Annotated in this window: 18 protein-coding genes; 1 reads left to right on the top strand and 17 read right to left on the bottom strand. The window is 56.4% G+C overall.

Going from position 1 to position 19,103, the window contains the following annotated elements:
- Positions 1-102 precede the first annotated feature (102 nt).
- Entirely contained in the window at positions 103-1,740 is a 1,638-nt protein-coding gene (locus ACW55A_RS17885) for a TnsD family Tn7-like transposition protein (protein WP_498811467.1), read from the top strand.
- Between the two features lie 9 nt (positions 1,741-1,749).
- Here the strand turns inward: ACW55A_RS17885 and ACW55A_RS17880 are convergent, their stop codons facing one another.
- The 17 genes from ACW55A_RS17880 to mnmG all read right to left on the bottom strand — a co-directional run bounded on the left by ACW55A_RS17880 (position 1,750) and on the right by mnmG (position 18,944).
- Complete coding sequence (locus ACW55A_RS17880; RefSeq protein WP_498811466.1) at positions 1,750-2,856, bottom strand: TniQ family protein; 1,107 nt, start codon at positions 2,854-2,856, stop codon at positions 1,750-1,752.
- Between the two features lie 157 nt (positions 2,857-3,013).
- Positions 3,014-4,849, bottom strand: coding sequence for a glutamine--fructose-6-phosphate transaminase (isomerizing) (glmS, locus tag ACW55A_RS17875; protein ID WP_003401403.1), 1,836 nt, complete (start codon positions 4,847-4,849; stop codon positions 3,014-3,016).
- 9 nt (positions 4,850-4,858) lie between these two features.
- The gene (locus ACW55A_RS17870) at positions 4,859-5,626 is read right to left on the bottom strand and encodes a DeoR/GlpR family DNA-binding transcription regulator (protein ID WP_003367861.1); all 768 of its coding nucleotides are present in this window, start codon (positions 5,624-5,626) and stop codon (positions 4,859-4,861) included.
- Positions 5,627-5,959: 333 nt separating this feature from the next.
- Positions 5,960-7,327 carry a bifunctional UDP-N-acetylglucosamine diphosphorylase/glucosamine-1-phosphate N-acetyltransferase GlmU gene (gene glmU / locus ACW55A_RS17865; protein ID WP_003367859.1) on the bottom strand — a complete coding sequence of 456 codons (1,368 nt, stop codon included), beginning with the start codon at positions 7,325-7,327 and terminating at the stop codon, positions 5,960-5,962.
- Between the two features lie 125 nt (positions 7,328-7,452).
- A complete protein-coding gene (locus ACW55A_RS17860; RefSeq protein ID WP_003413751.1) occupies positions 7,453-7,878 on the bottom strand; it encodes a F0F1 ATP synthase subunit epsilon in 426 nt (141 codons plus the stop codon).
- Between the two features lie 43 nt (positions 7,879-7,921).
- Entirely contained in the window at positions 7,922-9,301 is a 1,380-nt protein-coding gene (atpD, locus tag ACW55A_RS17855; protein ID WP_002555982.1) for a F0F1 ATP synthase subunit beta, read from the bottom strand.
- Positions 9,302-9,328: 27 nt separating this feature from the next.
- Positions 9,329-10,189, bottom strand: coding sequence for a F0F1 ATP synthase subunit gamma (gene atpG, locus ACW55A_RS17850; protein ID WP_003367855.1), 861 nt, complete (start codon positions 10,187-10,189; stop codon positions 9,329-9,331).
- 50 nt (positions 10,190-10,239) lie between these two features.
- Entirely contained in the window at positions 10,240-11,784 is a 1,545-nt protein-coding gene (atpA, locus tag ACW55A_RS17845; RefSeq protein ID WP_002555984.1) for a F0F1 ATP synthase subunit alpha, read from the bottom strand.
- 21 nt (positions 11,785-11,805) lie between these two features.
- Positions 11,806-12,342: a F0F1 ATP synthase subunit delta gene (locus tag ACW55A_RS17840; RefSeq protein WP_003315956.1), complete on the bottom strand. Its 537-nt coding sequence runs from the start codon at positions 12,340-12,342 to the stop codon at positions 11,806-11,808.
- Between the two features lie 12 nt (positions 12,343-12,354).
- Complete coding sequence (locus ACW55A_RS17835) at positions 12,355-12,825, bottom strand: F0F1 ATP synthase subunit B (protein WP_002555986.1); 471 nt, start codon at positions 12,823-12,825, stop codon at positions 12,355-12,357.
- A 57-nt stretch (positions 12,826-12,882) separates the two neighbouring features.
- Positions 12,883-13,140 (bottom strand): F0F1 ATP synthase subunit C, encoded by a 258-nt coding sequence (atpE, locus tag ACW55A_RS17830; RefSeq protein ID WP_002555987.1) that lies wholly within the window; start codon positions 13,138-13,140, stop codon positions 12,883-12,885.
- 138 nt (positions 13,141-13,278) lie between these two features.
- Positions 13,279-14,148 (bottom strand): F0F1 ATP synthase subunit A, encoded by an 870-nt coding sequence (gene atpB / locus ACW55A_RS17825; protein WP_003315954.1) that lies wholly within the window; start codon positions 14,146-14,148, stop codon positions 13,279-13,281.
- Between the two features lie 16 nt (positions 14,149-14,164).
- Positions 14,165-14,602: a F0F1 ATP synthase subunit I gene (locus ACW55A_RS17820; RefSeq protein ID WP_498811465.1), complete on the bottom strand. Its 438-nt coding sequence runs from the start codon at positions 14,600-14,602 to the stop codon at positions 14,165-14,167.
- Positions 14,603-14,718: 116 nt separating this feature from the next.
- Positions 14,719-15,591, bottom strand: coding sequence for a ParB/RepB/Spo0J family partition protein (locus ACW55A_RS17815; RefSeq protein WP_003315951.1), 873 nt, complete (start codon positions 15,589-15,591; stop codon positions 14,719-14,721).
- A gap of 9 nt (positions 15,592-15,600) precedes the next feature.
- Positions 15,601-16,392, bottom strand: coding sequence for a ParA family protein (locus tag ACW55A_RS17810; protein WP_002555991.1), 792 nt, complete (start codon positions 16,390-16,392; stop codon positions 15,601-15,603).
- Between the two features lie 18 nt (positions 16,393-16,410).
- Positions 16,411-17,046 (bottom strand): 16S rRNA (guanine(527)-N(7))-methyltransferase RsmG, encoded by a 636-nt coding sequence (gene rsmG / locus ACW55A_RS17805; RefSeq protein WP_498811513.1) that lies wholly within the window; start codon positions 17,044-17,046, stop codon positions 16,411-16,413.
- A 5-nt stretch (positions 17,047-17,051) separates the two neighbouring features.
- Positions 17,052-18,944, bottom strand: a complete 1,893-nt coding sequence (gene mnmG / locus ACW55A_RS17800; protein ID WP_455809433.1) for a tRNA uridine-5-carboxymethylaminomethyl(34) synthesis enzyme MnmG — start codon at positions 18,942-18,944, stop codon at positions 17,052-17,054.
- Positions 18,945-19,103: the final 159 nt, after the last annotated feature.

Raw genomic sequence — 19,103 nt, 5'->3', positions numbered from 1 at the left:
CAAAGATTCGCGAATAACCAGCCGCCTGTTTAGGCGAAATCGATCCGTAGGACTGATTTCCAGCCGCTACACTCGACACCTCTGATTCGACTCGGAGGTACCATGAGCGCCGCATCAGCTCAGAAATGGGTGATCGAGCCATTCCCTCGACTGGACTGGCTACCCGACGAAACCTTATTCAGCTTGTGCAGTCGACAGCACCTGGTAATGGGAAACCTAGACCATGCGACCACATCGACTGCCGTGCTGGGCCTATCTGAGAAATTTATAAAACATGATATTCCTTGCGGAATAGCGGCTTTAGAGCAAACTGGATTTCACTACTGGGGAAGCGCGGAATCGATTCTCTTATATCACACAATATTTTCACTATTTATTCCCTTTCAAAATCAAAATAAAATTGAAGATGCAATATTAACTATAAAAAGCGATCGGATTGATTCGCTTAAATATCGACTAGGTTTAGTATCAAGTGGCTTCGGCGCTGAACACCCGTTGAAGGCATGCCTGTGCTGCATGCGTGAAGATGTATATGATCATGGCGTAGCGTACTGGCACCTCACACACCAATATCCGGGTGTGATGATATGTCCACGCCATCAAGCTTGGCTCATGGCATCCACCAAAAGTAGACGGTGGTCGGGACGGTTCGAATGGTCGCTACCTACCAAGAACTGCCTAATCCAACAGGCGTCATCACAGAAACTCTGGTCCCGCGCAGCTTTTATGGCCTTGGCGAACAATGTCATCGATCTCGCGACCATAGGTCGAGTTACGTCTTTTGAACCTTGCACCGTCGCTGCGACCTATCGAACAGCTCTACTCCAAGGAGACAGATCTGCATCGCTTCTTGATCGCATAGAGCCTCTTCGCCGCTTTCATCTGTTTGAATCCTTGCCGCAAGACGAGAAAAGCACTGAGTCATTTATGGACCAGCTTACCCGTACCCCCCGCAGAAGTATTCACCCTCTGAGGCATCTGGTGCTTATTGATTGGCTATTCGATGACTTGCAGTCGTTTCTCAAGGCCTACGGCGCTGAAGTGACCAGAGTAGCTCAGCAAGTCGCAAGCACTCCATCGCAGAAACCTGATGGGCGTGTCTCGCTTTCAAACACTGCGACTCCAGCCAAAAACACTCCAAGGCCCAAACGATTAAAAGGCCAGCTTAAAGAGGTTCTGCTCTCAAAACTGGGCAAGGGCATTCCGAAACAGGAGCTTTGTGAAGAGTTTCAGATCTCGGTCTCGACGCTCAACAGGTTGTTGCGCGCCCATCCAGATACAAATGCACTGGCTATTGCTGCCACGAACAGCCGGGAGCTAGCTGAGCACAGAGCGCAGTGGCAAGAACTACACAATTTGCATCCTGAGCTAGGGGTCCAGGCTTTGAGAAACACCATTCCTTCTATCTATGCGTGGCTTTATAGAAACGACAAAGTATGGTTGATGGCCAAAGAGCAGACCTTCGTGAAACCGGCCAAAGTGGAAAAATACCTCATTGACTGGGAGGCTAGAGATTCTCGGCTGCTCAGCATGATACGAACGGCGTGCGAGGCGATCACTGAACTGCAGCGGGGCCCGGTCACCAAGGCCGAGCTGTACGCCAGGATTCCCATGCTCTCGTCTTGCTTGGAAAATCGGGACCGATACGCTATGTCGAGAGCATACTTATCCACGGTTCTGCACCTCAAAACCTGCGGTTCTCTACGACAACGGGGCAATGCGGTCTGGCCAGCGAGTTAGCGCGGGAACCTATTTCCGCCTGTAAATACCCGGCGGCGCTTTCTTGACTAGCTCGGGTCGAGGTTGAGGACCTTTTCTTTTTGGTCGCTCAAAACTACAGCAGGGATAATACACTGGCCGCCAATCCCACATCCGTAAGAAGTCCCTAGCAGGGAACGGACAACACCAGACGCCAACACCTTGGTCATAATTTTCTTCGACGAAATGCGTTGATTCTTGATGTCCCGCGATATAAGTAGACCATAGTTTTTCCACTGGGCGAACTTCGTCCCCATATGCCTTCACGTCAATGAAAAAGTCAGAAAATTTTTCATAGACTCCCAATATAGCCTGAATAATAAAATCAGTAGTTTCTCCATGTGGTAGCCTGTTCATAAACCTCGCCTCTTGGACGATCTCTAGCCGCCGTTTGATTGTATATCCTAGAGGCTGGTTGTATCTGGAGTCCCAAATTCTAAGCTTTAGGTTTTCATTTTGATGGACTTTCTCATCCAAGACCGCAAGAACTGCCTCCTCAGAGAGGTGATGGGTGGCTGACAGAATCTCTGCAAAGAATTGAGCTTTCTTCAGCTCAAATTGGTCTGCGTTCAACATCACTGAGCTATCTTTAAGCTGCTGTCCCTCACAGGTAGTCCACATCACATTCAGATCATGGCCACCATGGCGGAACGGCTTGTCACAGTATGGGCAGTGTTTGACTAACTCTACATTATGCTCAGCGCAGACTTTCAGCTCACAACAGTGAGCACGTCGCCAAAAGGAAAATCCTAAGCGTTCAATATCTTCGGCAACACAAACGGGGCAAAACCCGGCCGCGGTACTATCGGAACCATAGACACTTGAACTACTTATGTATTCGTCTTTAGAGTAGGAAATATCTTGAATGTTTTTAAAAACTTCTCTTAACGGGTACTCAGTATGTTTATGAAGTATTTTGTTGAAACCGTAGCAACCAATCCACCCGTGCATTCCGGCGATTAACAAGATATCCGCGCCAAAGAGGCTGTTTCTGGGAAACTTCCGAAATACATTTTCGGAGGAATTTTTTCCTTTAATTAGAAGAGTTCTCGCCACAAAGGAACGCACCGTCTCCTCAGGCTGAATAGCTAAGATCATTTGCTCGTCAAAACCTTGAAGTGCGTTCCGAGCACGGTGGCCCGGAAAATCGTCACCGGCTCCTCAATCGGGGAATTCGAAGGCGCCAGCGACAGACTTTATTTATTTCCGACAGACTTTATTTCGTAGCTTCACCCCCCCCACCCCTGTGGATAACTCACTCCACCGTCACCGACTTCGCCAAATTCCTCGGCTGATCCACATCCGTCCCTTTCAGCACAGCCACGTAATACGAAAGCAACTGCAGCGGGATGGTGTAGAGAATCGGTGCCAGGGCATCGATAATGTGTGGCATGGCGATGACGTGGGTGCCCTCTCCGTTCTTCATGCCGGCCTGCTCATCCGCGAACACGATCAGCTCGCCGCCGCGTGCGCGCACTTCCTGCAGGTTGGATTTGAGTTTCTCCAGCAGTTCGTTGTTCGGTGCGACGGTGACGACTGGCATGTCGGCGTCGACCAGCGCCAGCGGGCCATGCTTGAGTTCGCCGGCCGGGTAGGCTTCGGCATGGATGTAGGAGATTTCTTTGAGCTTGAGTGCGCCTTCCATTGCCACCGGAAACTGTGCGCCGCGCCCAAGGAACAGGGTGTGGTGCTTCTCGGCGAACAGTTCGGCGACTTTCTCGACCGTGCCGTCCATTGCCAGCGCTTCGCCGAGGCGGGTTGGCAGGCGACGCAGTTCTTCGACCAGCTGCGCTTCGACGCCTTCCTCCAGAGATCCCTTGACCTGACCCAGCGACAGGGTCAGCAGCAACAAGGCGACCAATTGGGTGGTGAAAGCCTTGGTCGATGCCACGCCGATTTCCGGACCGGCTTGGGTCAGCAGGGTCAGGTCGGATTCCCGCACCAGTGAGCTGATGCCCACGTTACAGATCGCCAGGCTGGCCAGAAAGCCCAGTTCCTTGGCGTTGCGCAGCGCTGCCAGGGTGTCGGCGGTTTCACCGGACTGCGAGATCGAGACGAACAGGGTGTCCGGCTGAACCACTACCTTGCGATAGCGGAACTCGCTGGCCACTTCGACCTGGCAAGGGATGCCGGCCAGGCCTTCAAGCCAGTAACGCGCGACCATGCCTGCGTGGTAGCTGGTGCCACACGCCACGATCTGAACATTGCGTACTTTGGCGAACAGTTCGGCAGCCTGTGGACCAAATGCGTGGACCAGCACTTGCTGTTGCCCCAGACGACCTTCGAGGGTGCGCTGTACGACCTTGGGCTGCTCATGAATTTCCTTGAGCATGAAGTGACGATACTCACCCTTGTCGGCGGCTTCGGCGCCTTCATGGTATTGCACCACTTCGCGCTCAACCGACACACCGTCGACGTTCCAGATCTGCACGCTGTCGCGACGGATCTCGGCGATGTCGCCCTCTTCCAGGTACATGAAACGGTCAGTGACCTGACGCAGCGCCAGTTGGTCGGAGGCCAGGAAGTTTTCACCCAGGCCCATGCCGACAACCAGCGGGCTGCCACTGCGGGCGGCCAGCAGGCGATCCGGCTGCGCGGCATTGATGACCGCAAGCCCATAAGCACCGTGAAGTTCTTTCACCGCAGCCTTCAGGGCAACCGCCAGATCGGCGGTGTCCTTGAGCTTGTGGTGCAGCAGATGGACGATGACTTCAGTGTCGGTATCGGATGCGAAGACGTAACCCAGGCCTTTCAGCTGTTCACGCAGCGCTTCGTGATTCTCGATGATGCCGTTGTGGACAACTGCCAGCGTGTCGGCCGAGAAGTGTGGGTGGGCGTTACGCTCACACGGGGCGCCGTGGGTCGCCCAACGCGTGTGGGCAATGCCCAGACGACCGATCAGCGGCTCGCCGGCAAGTGCCTGTTCCAGCTCACTGACCTTGCCAGAGCGACGGCGGCGCTCAAGGGTGCCTTCGTTGCTGAAGACTGCCACGCCCGCGCTGTCATAACCGCGGTATTCAAGGCGCTTGAGGCCTTCGAGCAAAATGGCCGTGATATTACGTTCAGCAACGGCGCCGACGATTCCACACATGGTTATCTCCTAGCTGACAGCAGCACAAATCAGATTGATGCCGCGGGCCTGTATCTGATCGCGCGCCTCACTGGGCAGGCGATCATCAGTAATAAGGGTGTGGATACTGCTCCAGGGCAGCTCCAGATTGGGGATCTTGCGACCGACCTTGTCGGCTTCGACCATGACCACGACTTCCCGGGCGACTTCCGCCATGACCCGGCTCAAGCCCAGCAGCTCGTTGAAGGTGGTGGTGCCACGAATCAGATCGATGCCGTCGGCACCGATGAACAGCTGATCAAAGTCGTAGGAGCGCAGTACCTGCTCCGCGACTTGCCCCTGAAAAGACTCCGAGTGCGGATCCCACGTTCCGCCCGTCATCAACAGGACCGGTTCGTGCTCCAGCTCGGTCAGGGCGCGCGCAACATGCAGGGAATTGGTCATGACCACCAGGCCGGGTTGCTGGCCCAGCTCAGGAATCAATGCCGCCGTGGTGCTGCCACTGTCGACGATGATTCTGGCGTGCTCGCGAATTCTGGAAACCGCAGCGCGGGCGATGGCCTGTTTGTAGCGGGAAACCGGCTGACTGCCATCGCTTATAAGCTCGTGAGGAAGCGGCACTGCGCCCCCGTAACGGCGCAACAGCAGGCCGTTGGTTTCAAGCGCAGCCAAGTCCTTTCGAATCGTAACTTCGGAAGTTTCAAAGCGTCTAGCCAAGTCGTCCACACTGACTTCACCTTGCTCGTTGAGCAGGGCGAGAATGTTGTGGCGACGCTGCGGTGTATTACGCTTCGACATGATTGCCTTAAGTTTCGTTTCGAAAGATAACGAAGGCAATCAAAACCTATTTTTTGGTTTTGGTCAAGGTTTCGGGATGGGGCTGCGCAATTTCTACCGGATACTCGTGACATCGGCTTTTGAGCCTGGGGTGTGACGCGGAGCGTCACGAACGGCATTCCTACGCTGGAGCGTGAGGAACGAGAGGTGATCTCAAGATCATCTTACCCATGCTCCGCGTGGGTATGCAGTTCTGGACGCTCCGCGTCCTGGCTTGACTGTCAGGTGTGGATAGTTATGGACGCGTGCCAATGTTGAGCATTGGCACGCGGGGCATCATGGACTGTGGATAACTCAGTCTTTCCTGATTTTCACCGGCCGCTTCCAGCCTTCGATGTTGCGCTGGCGGGCGCGGGCTACGCCGAGTTGTTCAGCAGGCACGTTTTGCGTGATGGTCGAGCCAGCTGCAGTCGTCGCGCCGTCCAGGATATCCACAGGCGCAACCAGAGAGTTGTTGGAACCAATGAACACGTCTGCACCCAACGTCGTCTTGTGCTTGTTGGCGCCATCGTAGTTACAGGTGATGGTACCGGCGCCGATATTGGTGCGTGCGCCGACCTCAGCATCACCAAGATAAGTCAGGTGGCCAACCTTGGCCCCCTCGCCCAGATTCGCATTCTTGAGCTCGACAAAGTTACCCACATGCGCCTTGGCACCCAGCACGCTGCCTGGTCGCAGGCGTGCAAACGGGCCGGCATCGCTGCCCTCCCCCAGAATCGCACCGTCGATGTGGCTGTTGGCTTTGACGACGACACCCTTGCGCAGGGTGCTGTCCTTGATGACGCAGTTCGGACCAATGACCACGTCATCCTCGATCACGACCTTGCCTTCAAGAATCACATTGATATCGATCAGCACATCGCGCCCGACGCTGACTTCACCGCGCACATCGAAGCGCGCAGGGTCACGCAGGGTCACGCCAGCCGCCATCAGACGACGGGCTTCACGCATCTGGTAATGACGCTCCAGCTCGGAAAGCTGCTTGCGATCATTCGCGCCCTGCACTTCCATCGCGTCGTGGGGTTGCTCTGTGGCAACTACCAGGCCGTCATTAGCTGCCATGGCGATCACGTCGGTGAGGTAATACTCGCCCTGGGCATTGTTGTTGGACAGCCGCCCCAGCCAGTCAGCGAGATGAGCAGCAGGCACCGCGAGAATTCCGGTATTGCCTTCGGTGATAGCCTTCTGCGCGTCGCTCGCGTCCTTATGCTCGACGATGGCACAGACACGATTCTGCTCATCGCGAACGATACGGCCGTAACCGGTAGGGTCATCCAGCGTAACGGTCAACAGGCCCAGTTGCCGTAGGTTGACCAGTTTGAGCAGGCGCGAAAGCGTCTCTACTTCGATCAACGGGACATCGCCATAAAGAATCAACACGGTGTCAGCCGTCAGCGCGGGCAGCGCCTGAGCAACCGCATGGCCGGTACCGAGTTGCTTGTCCTGCATCACGAAATTCAAGTCATCGGCTGCCAGCTGTTCACGAACAGCATCAGCGCCGTGTCCGATCACGACGTGTATTCCACTTGGGGATAACTGGCGCGCGCTGTGGATAACATGACCCAGCATGGAATTGCCGGCCACGGGGTGCAGGACCTTGGGCAGCGCGGACCGCATCCGGGTACCTTGGCCAGCAGCGAGAATAACGATATCGAGAGACATGATAGGACTACCAACTGAGCGGCAACCGGACCGAAGGCGGGCTGACTTGAAAGAGGAAATCTGAAAAAAGAAAAAGGGTAGCCGAGGCTACCCTTTTTCTCAATCGCGCATCGAGTACAGCGGGGTTAGCCGCCGAACTTCTTGCGAATTTGCTGAACGGTGCGCAGCTGAGCTGCAGCCTCGGCCAGACGAGCAGTTGCAGATCCGTAATCGAAATCTGCGCCCTTCTCGTTCAGGGCCTTCTCGGCAGCCAGTACGGCCGCCTGAGCAGAAGCTTCATCCAGGTCGGCAGCACGTTGCACAGTATCGGCAAGCACCTTGACCATGTTCGGCTGAACCTCAAGGAAACCACCGGAGATGTAGAACACCTCGGCTTCCCCACCCTGCTTGATCAAGCGGATCGGGCCCGGCTTCAGATCAGTGATCAGCGGCGCGTGGCCTGGAGCGATACCGATATCACCCAGGTTGCCGTGCGCAATCACCATCTCGACCAGACCGGAGAAGATTTCCCCTTCCGCGCTGACGATGTCGCAATGGACTGTCATAGCCATTTGCTTGCCTCAACCTAATAGCGCCCGTTGCCGGGCGCCGGGATTACAGTTTCTTGGCTTTCTCGATCGCTTCTTCGATGCCGCCGACCATGTAGAACGCTTGTTCTGGCAGGTGGTCGTAGTCACCGTTGAGGATGCCTTTGAAGCCAGCAATGGTGTCTTTCAGGGAAACGTATTTACCCGAAGCACCGGTGAAGACTTCTGCCACGAAGAAAGGCTGGGACAGGAAGCGCTGGATCTTACGAGCACGGTTAACCAACTGCTTGTCGGTCTCCGACAGCTCGTCCATACCCAGGATCGCGATGATGTCTTTCAGCTCTTTGTAGCGCTGCAACACGTACTGAACGCCGCGAGCGGTGTCGTAGTGTTCCTGGCCAATGACGTTCGGGTCCAGCTGGCGCGAAGTCGAGTCCAGTGGATCTACCGCCGGGTAGATACCCAGGGAAGCGATGTCACGGGACAGTACGACGGTGGCGTCCAAGTGGGCAAACGTGGTCGCTGGCGACGGGTCAGTCAAGTCGTCCGCTGGTACGTATACGGCCTGGATCGAGGTGATCGAACCATTCTTGGTGGAAGTGATGCGCTCTTGCAGAGTGCCCATCTCTTCAGCCAGGGTCGGCTGGTAACCTACTGCGGAAGGCATACGGCCCAGCAGTGCGGATACTTCGGTACCGGCCAGGGTGTAACGATAGATGTTGTCGACGAACAACAGAACGTCGTTACCTTCGTCACGGAACTTCTCTGCCATGGTCAGGCCGGTCAGTGCTACGCGCAGACGGTTACCCGGCGGCTCGTTCATCTGACCGTAGACCAGTGCCACTTTGTCCAGAACGTTGGAGTCCTTCATCTCGTGGTAGAAGTCGTTACCCTCACGAGTACGCTCACCCACACCGGCGAACACGGAATAACCGCTGTGCTCGATGGCGATGTTACGGATCAGCTCCATCATGTTTACGGTCTTGCCGACACCGGCACCACCGAACAGACCGACTTTACCGCCTTTGGCGAACGGGCAGACCAGGTCGATAACCTTGATGCCGGTTTCCAGAAGGTCATTGCCGCCTGCCTGCTCAGCGAAGGACGGTGCAGGACGGTGAATGCCCCAGCGCTCTTCGGTGGCGATCGGGCCAGCTTCGTCGATCGGGTTGCCCAGCACGTCCATGATCCGGCCCAGCGTCGCTTTACCGACCGGTACGGAGATGGCTGCGCCAGAGTCTGTTACTTCCAGACCACGCTTCAAGCCCTCGGTGGAGCCCATCGCAATGGTACGAACCACGCCGTCGCCCAGCTGCTGCTGAACTTCCAGGGTGGTTCCTGCCGCGCTCTGAACTTCCAGCGCGTTGTAGATACTCGGTACGCTATCGCGTGGGAATTCCACGTCGATCACGGCGCCGATGATTTGAACGATACGTCCGCTACTCATTAGCTGGTTCCTCTAATATTTGAACCGTTAAACCGCGGCAGCGCCGCCGACGATTTCCGAGATCTCTTGGGTGATCGCTGCCTGACGCGCCTTGTTGTAGATCAGCTGCAAATCGCTGATCAAATCACCGGCGTTGTCTGTGGCGTTCTTCATCGCGATCATCCGCGCTGCTTGTTCAGCTGCGTTGTTCTCGACCACCGCCTGGTACACCTGCGATTCCACGTAGCGAACCATAAGGCCGTCTAGCAGCTCTTTGGCATCGGGTTCGTAGAGATAGTCCCAGTGGTGCTTGAGCCCTTGATCCGGGGTTGCCACCAGCGGAATCAATTGCTCCACTGTTGGTTGCTGGGTCATGGTGTTGATGAACTTGTTGGATACCACGGACAGGCGATCAATACGGCCATCCAGGTAGGCATCCAGCATCACCTTGACGCTGCCGATCAAGTCGTTGATCGACGGCTCTTCGCCCAGGTGGCTGATCGCAGCGACGACGTTACCGCCGAAGTTGCGGAAAAATGCCGCACCTTTGCTGCCGACCACGCACAGATCGATCTCTACACCGTTTTCACGGTTCACCGCCATGTCCTTGACCAGAGTCTTGAACAGGTTGGTATTCAAGCCACCACACAGACCACGGTCACTGCTCACTACGACATAACCGACGCGCTTAACAGGGCGCTCGATCATGAACGGGTGGCGGTACTCCGGGTTGGCGTTTGCCAGATGACCAATCACCTGACGAATGCGCTCCGCGTAAGGACGGCTAGCAGCCATGCGCATTTGAGCCTTGCGCATTTTGCTGACCGCCACTTTTTCCATGGCGCTGGTGATCTTTTGCGTGCTTTTGATGCTCGCAATCTTGCTGCGAATCTCTTTTGCGCCTGCCATGTAACACCTATCAGGTTAGCAAGCGGGAGCCTTGCGGCCCCCGCTGCGGCTTACCAGGTTTGGGTGGCCTTGAACTTCTCGATGCCGGCTTTCATGCCAGAATCGATTTCGTCATTGAAGTCACCCTTCACGTTGATCTTCGCCATCAAATCGGCGTGATCGCGGTTGAAGTAAGCAATCAGCGCTTGTTCAAAGCTGCCGATCTTGGCGATTTCGACGTCAGTCAGGAACCCACGCTCAGCGGCATACAGCGACAGCGCCATGTCAGCGATCGACATTGGTGCGTATTGCTTCTGCTTCATCAGCTCGGTAACGCGCTGACCATGCTCAAGTTGCTTGCGGGTCGCCTCGTCCAGGTCAGAAGCGAACTGGGCGAATGCCGCCAGTTCACGGTACTGAGCCAGAGCGGTACGGATACCACCGGAAAGCTTCTTGATGATCTTGGTCTGAGCGGCACCACCCACACGGGATACCGAAACACCGGCGTTCACAGCCGGACGGATGCCGGAGTTGAACATGGCCGATTCCAGGAAGATCTGACCGTCGGTGATGGAAATCACGTTGGTCGGAACGAACGCGGAAACGTCGCCAGCCTGGGTTTCGATGATCGGCAGTGCGGTCAGGGAACCGGTTTTGCCGGTCACTGCGCCGTTGGTGAACTTCTCTACGTATTCTTCAGAAACACGCGATGCGCGCTCCAGCAGACGGGAGTGGAGATAGAACACGTCGCCTGGGTAAGCTTCACGGCCTGGTGGACGGCGCAGCAGCAGGGAAATCTGGCGGTAAGCCACTGCTTGCTTGGACAGATCGTCATAAACGATCAGCGCGTCTTCACCGCGGTCGCGGAAGAACTCGCCCATGGTGCAACCCGAGTACGGTGCAAGGAACTGCAGCGCTGCGGATTCGGAAGCACTTGCAGCCACGACGATGGTGTTAGCCAGTGCGCCGTTCTCTTCGAGCTTGCGAACAACGTTGGCAATGGTCGATTGCTTCTGACCGATTGCTACGTAGACGCAGAAGATGCCGCTGTTCTTCTGGTTGATGATTGCGTCGATGGCCAGAGCGGTTTTACCGATCTGACGGTCACCGATGATCAGCTCACGCTGGCCACGGCCGACAGGAATCATGGCATCGACAGCCTTGTAGCCAGTCTGTACAGGCTGGTCTACCGACTTACGCCAGATCACGCCTGGAGCAACTTTCTCGACCGCATCGGTCTCGGTGTTGTTCAGCGGACCTTTGCCGTCAACTGGGTTACCCAGTGCATCGACAACGCGACCCAGCAGTTCCTTACCAACCGGAACCTCGAGGATGCGGCCTGTGCACTTGGCGCTCATGCCTTCAGCCAGAGTCGTGTAAGCGCCCAGTACAACGGCACCCACGGAGTCTTGCTCAAGGTTCAGCGCCATACCGTAGACACCGCCCGGAAACTCGATCATTTCGCCGTACATTACGTCGGCCAGACCATGAATCCGCACGATACCGTCAGACACGCTGACGACTGTGCCTTCGTTACGGGCTTGGGAGGTTACATCGAGCTTGTCGATGCGACCCTTGATGATTTCACTTATTTCGGAAGGATTGAGTTGCTGCATTGCTCTGCTGCCCCTTCAAACTCAAGATTTCAATGCTTCGGCTAGTTTCGCGATCTTGCCACGAACTGAGCCATCGATAACCAGGTCGCCGGCGCGGATGACGACACCCCCTATAAGAGAGGCATCCTCCGCAGCATGCAGGCGCACTTCCCGGCCGAGCCGTGCACTGAGAACCTTGGCGAGTTTGTCTTGCTGTTCTTGGTTCAATGCGAAAGCACTGGTGACATCCACATCGACCGATTTTTCCTGCTCGGCCTTGTACAGGTCGAACAGTTCGGCGATCTCCGGCAAGAGCGGGAGGCGGTCGTTTTCAGCAACGACGTGAATGAAATTCTGTGCCTTGGCATCGAACTTTTCGCCACACACTTCAATAAAAGTGGTGGCCTTTTGTGCGCTCGTCAGTCGCGGGGCCTTGAGCATGCGCTGCATGGTGTCGTCTTGCGACACCGCAGCAGCCAGGCCGAGCATGGCTGACCAATTGGCCAGCTGCTGGTGGGCCTGCGCATGCTCGAAGGCCGCCTTCGCGTAAGGTCGGGCCAACGTGGTCAGTTCTGCCATGATCGCCCTCGCTTAAATTTCAGCAGCCAGTTTGTTAACCAGCTCCGCGTGCGCGTTTTGATCGATTGTGGCACCCAGAATCTTCTCTGCGCCATTGACTGCCAGGCTACCCAACTGGGCGCGCAAGGCATCTTTGACACCGTTCAGTTCCTGCTCGATCTCGGCCTGAGCCTGAGCCTTCACACGGTCAGCTTCAACGCGTGCCGTTTCACGGGCTTCGTCGACAATCTGGGTACCGCGTTTCTTGGCTTGCTCAATGATCTCGGCTGCTTGAGCTTTAGCTTCGCGCAGTTGTTGACCCGCTTTTTCTTGGGCCAGCTCCAGGTCGCGAGCTGCTCGGGAAGCAGCGTCCAGTCCATCCGCGATCTTCTTCTGACGTTCGTGCAAAGCCGCGATGACCGGAGGCCACACGAACTTCATGCAGAAAATCACAAAAATGAAGAACGCAACGGACTGGCCAATCAGGGTTGCATTAATGTTCACGCCAACACCTCGCTCGTTCGTTGTCCATCACACCAATCAACTCGAAAATTCGAGTGATCAGCCAGCGAGTTGACCAACGAAGGGGTTCGCAAAGGTGAAGAACAGAGCGATACCAACACCGATCATGGTCACGGCGTCGAGCAGGCCCGCAACGATGAACATTTTAACTTGCAGCATTGGAACCATTTCCGGCTGACGCGCTGCGCCTTCCAGGAACTTGCCGCCCAACAGGCCGAAACCGATTGCAGTACCCAGTGCGCCCAGGCCGATCAACAGTGCAACAGCGATAGCGGTTAGACCAACTACAGTTTCCATCTTTCCTCCCGACTTTTACGTCGTATTGGTTAGGTTTTTTTAATTGAAGCGGTAAAACAAAATCGTTTCTACATCAGCCCTTGCGGGCACCGCCTCGCCAGTGGCGAGACGGTCATCAGACGCGTCCTGAGACGAATCTCAATGGTTATCTTCGTGAGCCATCGACAGGTAGACGATGGTCAGCATCATGAAGATGAACGCTTGCAGGGTGATGATCAGGATGTGGAACACAGCCCACGCCCACTGCAGCACTACACCCAGACCGCTGAGCCACAACAGACCGCTGCCGAACATCACGGCGATCAGGATGAAGACCAGCTCGCCAGCATACATGTTGCCGAACAGACGCAAAGCCAGGGAAATCGGCTTGGCGATCAGCGTCACGAATTCCAGCAGGAAGTTGACCGGGATCAACAGCGCCTGAACGAACAGGTTCTTGCTGCCAAACGGGTGAAGGGTCAGTTCGCCGATGAAACCGCCGATGCCCTTGACCTTGATGCTGTAGAAAATGATCAGTGCGAACACGGACAGGGCCATGCCCAGCGTGGCGTTCGGGTCAGTGGTCGAAACGGCACGGAACGGAATGTGCGAGTCACCCGAGATCATCATCGCCAGCTGTGGAATCCAGTCCACCGGTACCAGGTCGACCGCGTTCATCAGGAATACCCAGACGAAAATGGTCAACGCCAGTGGCGCGATGACCGCGCTGCGGCCGTGGAAGCTGTCTTTCACACTACCGTCGACGAACTCGACCAGCACTTCGACGAAGTTCTGCAGTGCGCCAGGCTGGCCGGAAGTTGCCTTCTTGGCCGCCATGCGGAAGATCAGAACGAAAATCAGACCCAACGCAACCGACCAGCCGAGGGTATCGACGTGGAAGGCCCAGAAACCCATTTCCTTGGCTTCCGCTGCGGTGTGGGCAAAGCCCCATTCGCCATTGGGCAGGTGCCCGAATGTAAGGTTCTGCAAGTGGTGCTGGATATAGCCCGAAGCTGTTTGCTCTGCCATGGTTGCCTCAAACGCCCTAAGGTCTCGAAAGTCTTGTTCTCGTAAGCAGGGGAGCGAACCAGTTGACCACCTGGATCAACATGAACACGCCGAATACAGCCAGCGGCGCCAAAGGCCTCACACCTGCGAACGTCAATGCAAAAAGCACTGCCGTGAAAATCAGTTTGCCTGCCTCGCCGGCGTAGAACGACCGAACGATGGCTTGCGCTGCTCTGGCCCCGGAAAACCGGAATGCCTTGTGAGCAAAGTATAAATTGGGTAGCCAGGCTATCAGGCCTCCGCAGAGTCCCGAATATCCTGCAACGACTCCTTGCCACTGCCACAGCACCAAAGCGGCCATGAGCAGGACGATCAATTGAGCCAGCAAAAGCGGGAAAACCGCCAGGCGATAGAACGGCAAGCGGTCTGGCATGCGGGATTCCATCGCAACTGCTCCTTTGATGTCGGTCGCCATAATCAATAACTTGGCATAATTTGTGCCGACAAAATGCGCGCAGAGTATAGGGGCGGTTAAGCCCCTATTCAACAGTCGGGTAGTGATTTCCGACTATACGCTACAGAGCAATTGTTTCAGCGGATGTGAGCGAGCACTCCCTGAAGCTCGTCCAGCGAGTTGTAACGGATGACCAATTGCCCTTTGCCCTTCTGACCATGACGAATCTGCACCGCAGAGCCCAGACGCTCGGCCAGACGCTGTTCCAGGCGGCTGATGTCCGGGTCGGTCTTCACCGGCTCGGCAGCCTCTGCCTTGCCGCTCAGCCACTGCCTGACCAGTGCTTCGGTCTGGCGCACGGTAAGCCCGCGTGCGACAACGTGTCGCGCACCTTCGACCTGCCGATCTTCACCCAAGCCGAGCAAGGCACGCGCATGGCCCATTTCCAGGTCACCATGAGACAGCATCGTCTTGATGGCCTCCGGCAAGGCAATCAGGCGTAACAGGTTGGCGACACTGACTCGCGACTTGCCGACGGCATCGGCCACCTGCTGCTGGGTCAGTTGAAACTCCTGCTGCAAGCGCTGCAGCGCCATGGCCTCTTCGATCGGGTTGAGGTCCTCACGCTGGATGTTCTCGATCAGCGCCATCGCAATCGCGGTTTCGTCCGGTACATCGCGGACCATCGCCGGGATCGTCTCGACACCTGCCTGCTGGCTGGCACGCCAGCGACGCTCGCCCGCAATGATCTCGAAGCGGTTGTCACCGATAGGACGCACCACGATCGGCTGCATCACGCCCTGCGACTTGATCGACTGCGCGAGCTCTTCGAGTGCCTGCGGGTCCATGTCACGGCGCGGCTGGTACTTGCCGCGCTGGATCAGGTCCAGCGGCACATGCTGTAACTCACTTGGCGGGGCCTTGACGGCCTGTTCTTCCAGCGAACTGACGGTTGGACTGCTCAGAAGCGCGTCCAACCCACGTCCGAGACCTCGTTTCTTGACGGCCATGGGAATTCCTTAGGTTGGCTGAGCGGTTTTTGCGCCGCGACGTTGACGACGAACCAGTTCACTTGCCAGGGCCAGATAGGCCAGCGCACCGCGAGACGACTTGTCGTACGCCAGCACGGGCATGCCGAAACTCGGTGCCTCGGCCAGACGGATGTTTCTCGGGATCACGGTGTCGTACAGCTGCTCGCCGAAGTGTTCCTTGAGCTGCGCCGAAACGTCGTTGATCAGGCTCAGTCGCGGATCATACATGGTGCGCAGCAGGCCTTCGATTTTCAGCTGCGGGTTGAGCAGTTCAGCAATACGCTTGATGTTATCCACAAGGTCGCTGAGACCTTCGAGTGCAAAGTACTCGCACTGCATGGGGATAATTACGCCGTCTGCGGCGACCAGCGCGTTCAGGGTCAACATAGACAGCGAAGGTGGGCAGTCGATGAGAATGTAATCGTAATTCTCGCGGATGGGCGCCAGCGCATTGCGCAGACGACTCTCTTTCATCTGCATTTCCAGCAGAACCACTTCGCCCGCCGTCAGATCACGGTTGGCCGGAAGCAGTTGATAACCACCGTGCTCGGAAAACTGCATGGCCTCGCCCAGATCGCATTCGCCGATCAACAGGTCGTAGACGGAGTTTTCCAGGTTATGTTTATCCACACCGCTGCCCATGGTCGCGTTGCCCTGGGGATCGAGATCGATCAGCAGCACACGGCGCTTGGTCGCGACCAGCGATGCGGCGAGGTTGATGCATGTGGTGGTCTTGCCGACCCCACCTTTCTGGTTCGCTATCGCGAATACCTTAGCCATTCTTGCTTGTGTTCCCAGTCATGCCGTGCGGCGCAGTATCAGCAGATGGCGTTGGCCTTGGCAACCCGGAACGGTCAAGGCGTGTGCGCTATCGAGGTGAAAATCCGAGGGCAATGCTACCAGCTCATCGTCAGGATGCAGCCCTTTCATTGCCAGCCAGCGTGTATTGACGTCGCCCATGTGACGCGTCCAGCCGGTGAAGTCTTCCAGGCTGCTGAATGCACGGGAGATGATCCCGTCGAAAGGCACTTCGGGCTGATAACTTTCTGCACGGCTGTGGATAACTTCAAGATTATCCAGTTTCAGCTCAAGTTTGACCTGGGTCTGAAACCGGGTTTTCTTGCCATTGCTGTCCAGCAGCGCCACTTTGCGCTCCGGAAACAGGATGGCCATGGGAATGCCGGGCATCCCACCGCCGCTGCCAACGTCGATCCAGCGCGTACCTTCGATGAAGGGCACCACACTGAGACTGTCGAGCAGATGCCTCGATACCATTTCGTCCGGGTTGCGTACCGCAGTCAGGTTGTAGGCCTTGTTCCACTTGATCAACAACGCCAGATACGCCAGCAATTGCTCGTGCTGGGCCGGGCTGAGGTGAATCCCCAATTCCCTGGCACCGGTGGATAACTCTTGGGCGTGTTGCGGGGTGACCATAGAACTCAAGCGCTTTGCTCCAACTGACGGCCCGCGCCGCGTTTTTTCAAATGGATCATCAACAGCGATATCGCTGCAGGCGTGACGCCGGGGATACGCGATGCCTGTCCGAGTGTTTCCGGACGAGTTATCCCCAGCTTGCTTTGGATTTCTTTCGACAGGCCGGATATCGCGGCGTAATCGATGTTTTCCGGCAGACGGGTGTCTTCACTGGCGCGCAGACGGGCAATTTCGTCCTGCTGGCGATCAATGTAACCGGCGTATTTTGTCTTGATCTCTACCTGCTCGGCGACCTGGGGATCGATGCAGCCCTGGCCAGTGATTGAAATCAGGCTGGCGTAATCGATTTCCGGACGGGTCAGCAGGTTGAGCAAATTGTATTCGTGGGTCAGTGGCGTGCCGAAGTGTGCAGCAATCGCATCGCCCTGCTCGGTACCGGGACGTACCCAGGTACTTTTCAAACGCTGCTCTTCCAGCTCGATGCTTTCACGCTTGGTGCAGAACGCGGCCCAGCGGGCGTCGTCGACCAGGCCCAGTTCGCGGCCTTTTTCGGTGAGTCGCAAATCAGCGTTGTCTTCGCGCAGGATCAAACGGTATTCGGCCCTGGAGGTGAACATCCGGTAAGGCTCTTGCGTACCGAGCGTGATCAGGTCGTCGACCAGAACGCCGATGTACGCTTCATCGCGACGCGGGCACCAGCTGTCTCGACCCTGTGCGCGCAGCGCGGCATTGGTCCCGGCCAGCAAACCCTGGGCACCGGCCTCTTCATAACCGGTCGTGCCGTTGATCTGGCCTGCGAAGAACAGACCGCCGATGACCTTGGTTTCCAGGCTGTATTTCAGATCACGTGGGTCGAAATAGTCATATTCGATGGCGTAACCAGGACGAACGATGTGTGCATTCTCCATGCCGCGAATCGACCGGACGATCTGCAGTTGCACATCGAATGGCAACGACGTGGAGATACCGTTCGGGTACAGCTCGTGCGTGGTCAATCCTTCCGGCTCGATGAAGACCTGATGGCTTTCCTTGTCGGCAAACCGGTGGATCTTGTCTTCGATCGACGGGCAGTAACGCGGACCAATACCTTCGATCACGCCCGAATACATCGGCGAGCGATCGAGGTTGGACGCAATGATTTCGTGAGTCCGCGCGTTGGTGTGCGTAATCCAGCAACTGACCTGCGGCGGATGCTGTTCCTTGTTGCCCAGGAACGACATGACCGGAATCGGTGTGTCACCTGGTTGCTCGGTCATCACCGAAAAATCTACAGAACGTCCGTCAATCCGTGGCGGAGTCCCGGTTTTCAGGCGGCCGACGCGCAGCGGCAGTTCACGCAGTCTTTGCGCCAGTGCGATCGAAGGAGGATCACCTGCCCGACCGCCCGAATAATTTTGCATACCGATGTGGATAAGTCCGCCAAGGAACGTCCCTGTGGTCAACACCACTGAATCGGCAAATATGCGCATACCCATCTGGGTCACGACGCCGCGCACTTGATCCTGTTCAACGATCAGGTCATCGCAGGCTTGCTGAAATATCCACAGATTCGGCTGATTTTCCAGGGTTTCACGAATGGCTGCCTTGTACAGCACGCGATCTGCCTGCGCACGGGTGGCACGTACGGCCGGCCCCTTGCGGCTGTTCAGCACGCGGAACTGGATACCGCCCTTGTCAGTAGCCATGGCCATGGCACCGCCCAAGGCGTCGATTTCCTTGACCAGATGGCTTTTACCGATACCACCGATGGCCGGGTTGCAACTCATCTGGCCGAGTGTTTCCACGTTGTGGGTCAGCAACAGGGTTTTGACACCCATGCGTGCCGACGCCAGTGCGGCCTCGGTACCGGCATGACCGCCACCGATGACGATCACTTCAAAACGGGAAGGGAAATCCACCACGCACCTCGTGCCTGTTGTCGATGAGAAATTGGGATAGCTGACAAGTATAGGGACTTACCCCACCTGAATGAAACCCGCTGGACAAAATTTAACCATCTGTGGAAAAGTCGCGGATAAAGAAAATAAAAAGGAAAGAAAGTTTATAAAGCCTTGTTT

It is taken from the genome of Plantibacter cousiniae (nom. nud.) (genome assembly GCF_977070315.1).
This window is presented reverse-complemented; position numbering and strand designations above follow the sequence as displayed.

Excerpts from the sequence above, each read along its gene's own strand:
- atpG (WP_003367855.1), bottom strand. The coding sequence starts at position 10,189 with ATGGCAGGCGCAAAAGAGATTCGCAGCAAGATTGCGAGCATCAAAAGC.
- ACW55A_RS17815 (WP_003315951.1), bottom strand. The coding sequence starts at position 15,591 with ATGGCCGTCAAGAAACGAGGTCTCGGACGTGGGTTGGACGCGCTTCTG.
- ACW55A_RS17885 (WP_498811467.1), top strand. The coding sequence starts at position 103 with ATGAGCGCCGCATCAGCTCAGAAATGGGTGATCGAGCCATTCCCTCGA.
- ACW55A_RS17840 (WP_003315956.1), bottom strand. The coding sequence starts at position 12,342 with ATGGCAGAACTGACCACGTTGGCCCGACCTTACGCGAAGGCGGCCTTC.
- ACW55A_RS17880 (WP_498811466.1), bottom strand. The coding sequence starts at position 2,856 with ATGATCTTAGCTATTCAGCCTGAGGAGACGGTGCGTTCCTTTGTGGCG.
- rsmG (WP_498811513.1), bottom strand. The coding sequence starts at position 17,046 with ATGGTCACCCCGCAACACGCCCAAGAGTTATCCACCGGTGCCAGGGAA.
- atpE (WP_002555987.1), bottom strand. The coding sequence starts at position 13,140 with ATGGAAACTGTAGTTGGTCTAACCGCTATCGCTGTTGCACTGTTGATC.
- ACW55A_RS17820 (WP_498811465.1), bottom strand. The coding sequence starts at position 14,602 with ATGGCGACCGACATCAAAGGAGCAGTTGCGATGGAATCCCGCATGCCA.
- atpD (WP_002555982.1), bottom strand. The coding sequence starts at position 9,301 with ATGAGTAGCGGACGTATCGTTCAAATCATCGGCGCCGTGATCGACGTG.
- ACW55A_RS17870 (WP_003367861.1), bottom strand. The coding sequence starts at position 5,626 with ATGTCGAAGCGTAATACACCGCAGCGTCGCCACAACATTCTCGCCCTG.
- glmU (WP_003367859.1), bottom strand. The coding sequence starts at position 7,327 with ATGTCTCTCGATATCGTTATTCTCGCTGCTGGCCAAGGTACCCGGATG.
- ACW55A_RS17860 (WP_003413751.1), bottom strand. The coding sequence starts at position 7,878 with ATGGCTATGACAGTCCATTGCGACATCGTCAGCGCGGAAGGGGAAATC.
- atpB (WP_003315954.1), bottom strand. The coding sequence starts at position 14,148 with ATGGCAGAGCAAACAGCTTCGGGCTATATCCAGCACCACTTGCAGAAC.
- glmS (WP_003401403.1), bottom strand. The coding sequence starts at position 4,849 with ATGTGTGGAATCGTCGGCGCCGTTGCTGAACGTAATATCACGGCCATT.
- ACW55A_RS17810 (WP_002555991.1), bottom strand. The coding sequence starts at position 16,392 with ATGGCTAAGGTATTCGCGATAGCGAACCAGAAAGGTGGGGTCGGCAAG.
- atpA (WP_002555984.1), bottom strand. The coding sequence starts at position 11,784 with ATGCAGCAACTCAATCCTTCCGAAATAAGTGAAATCATCAAGGGTCGC.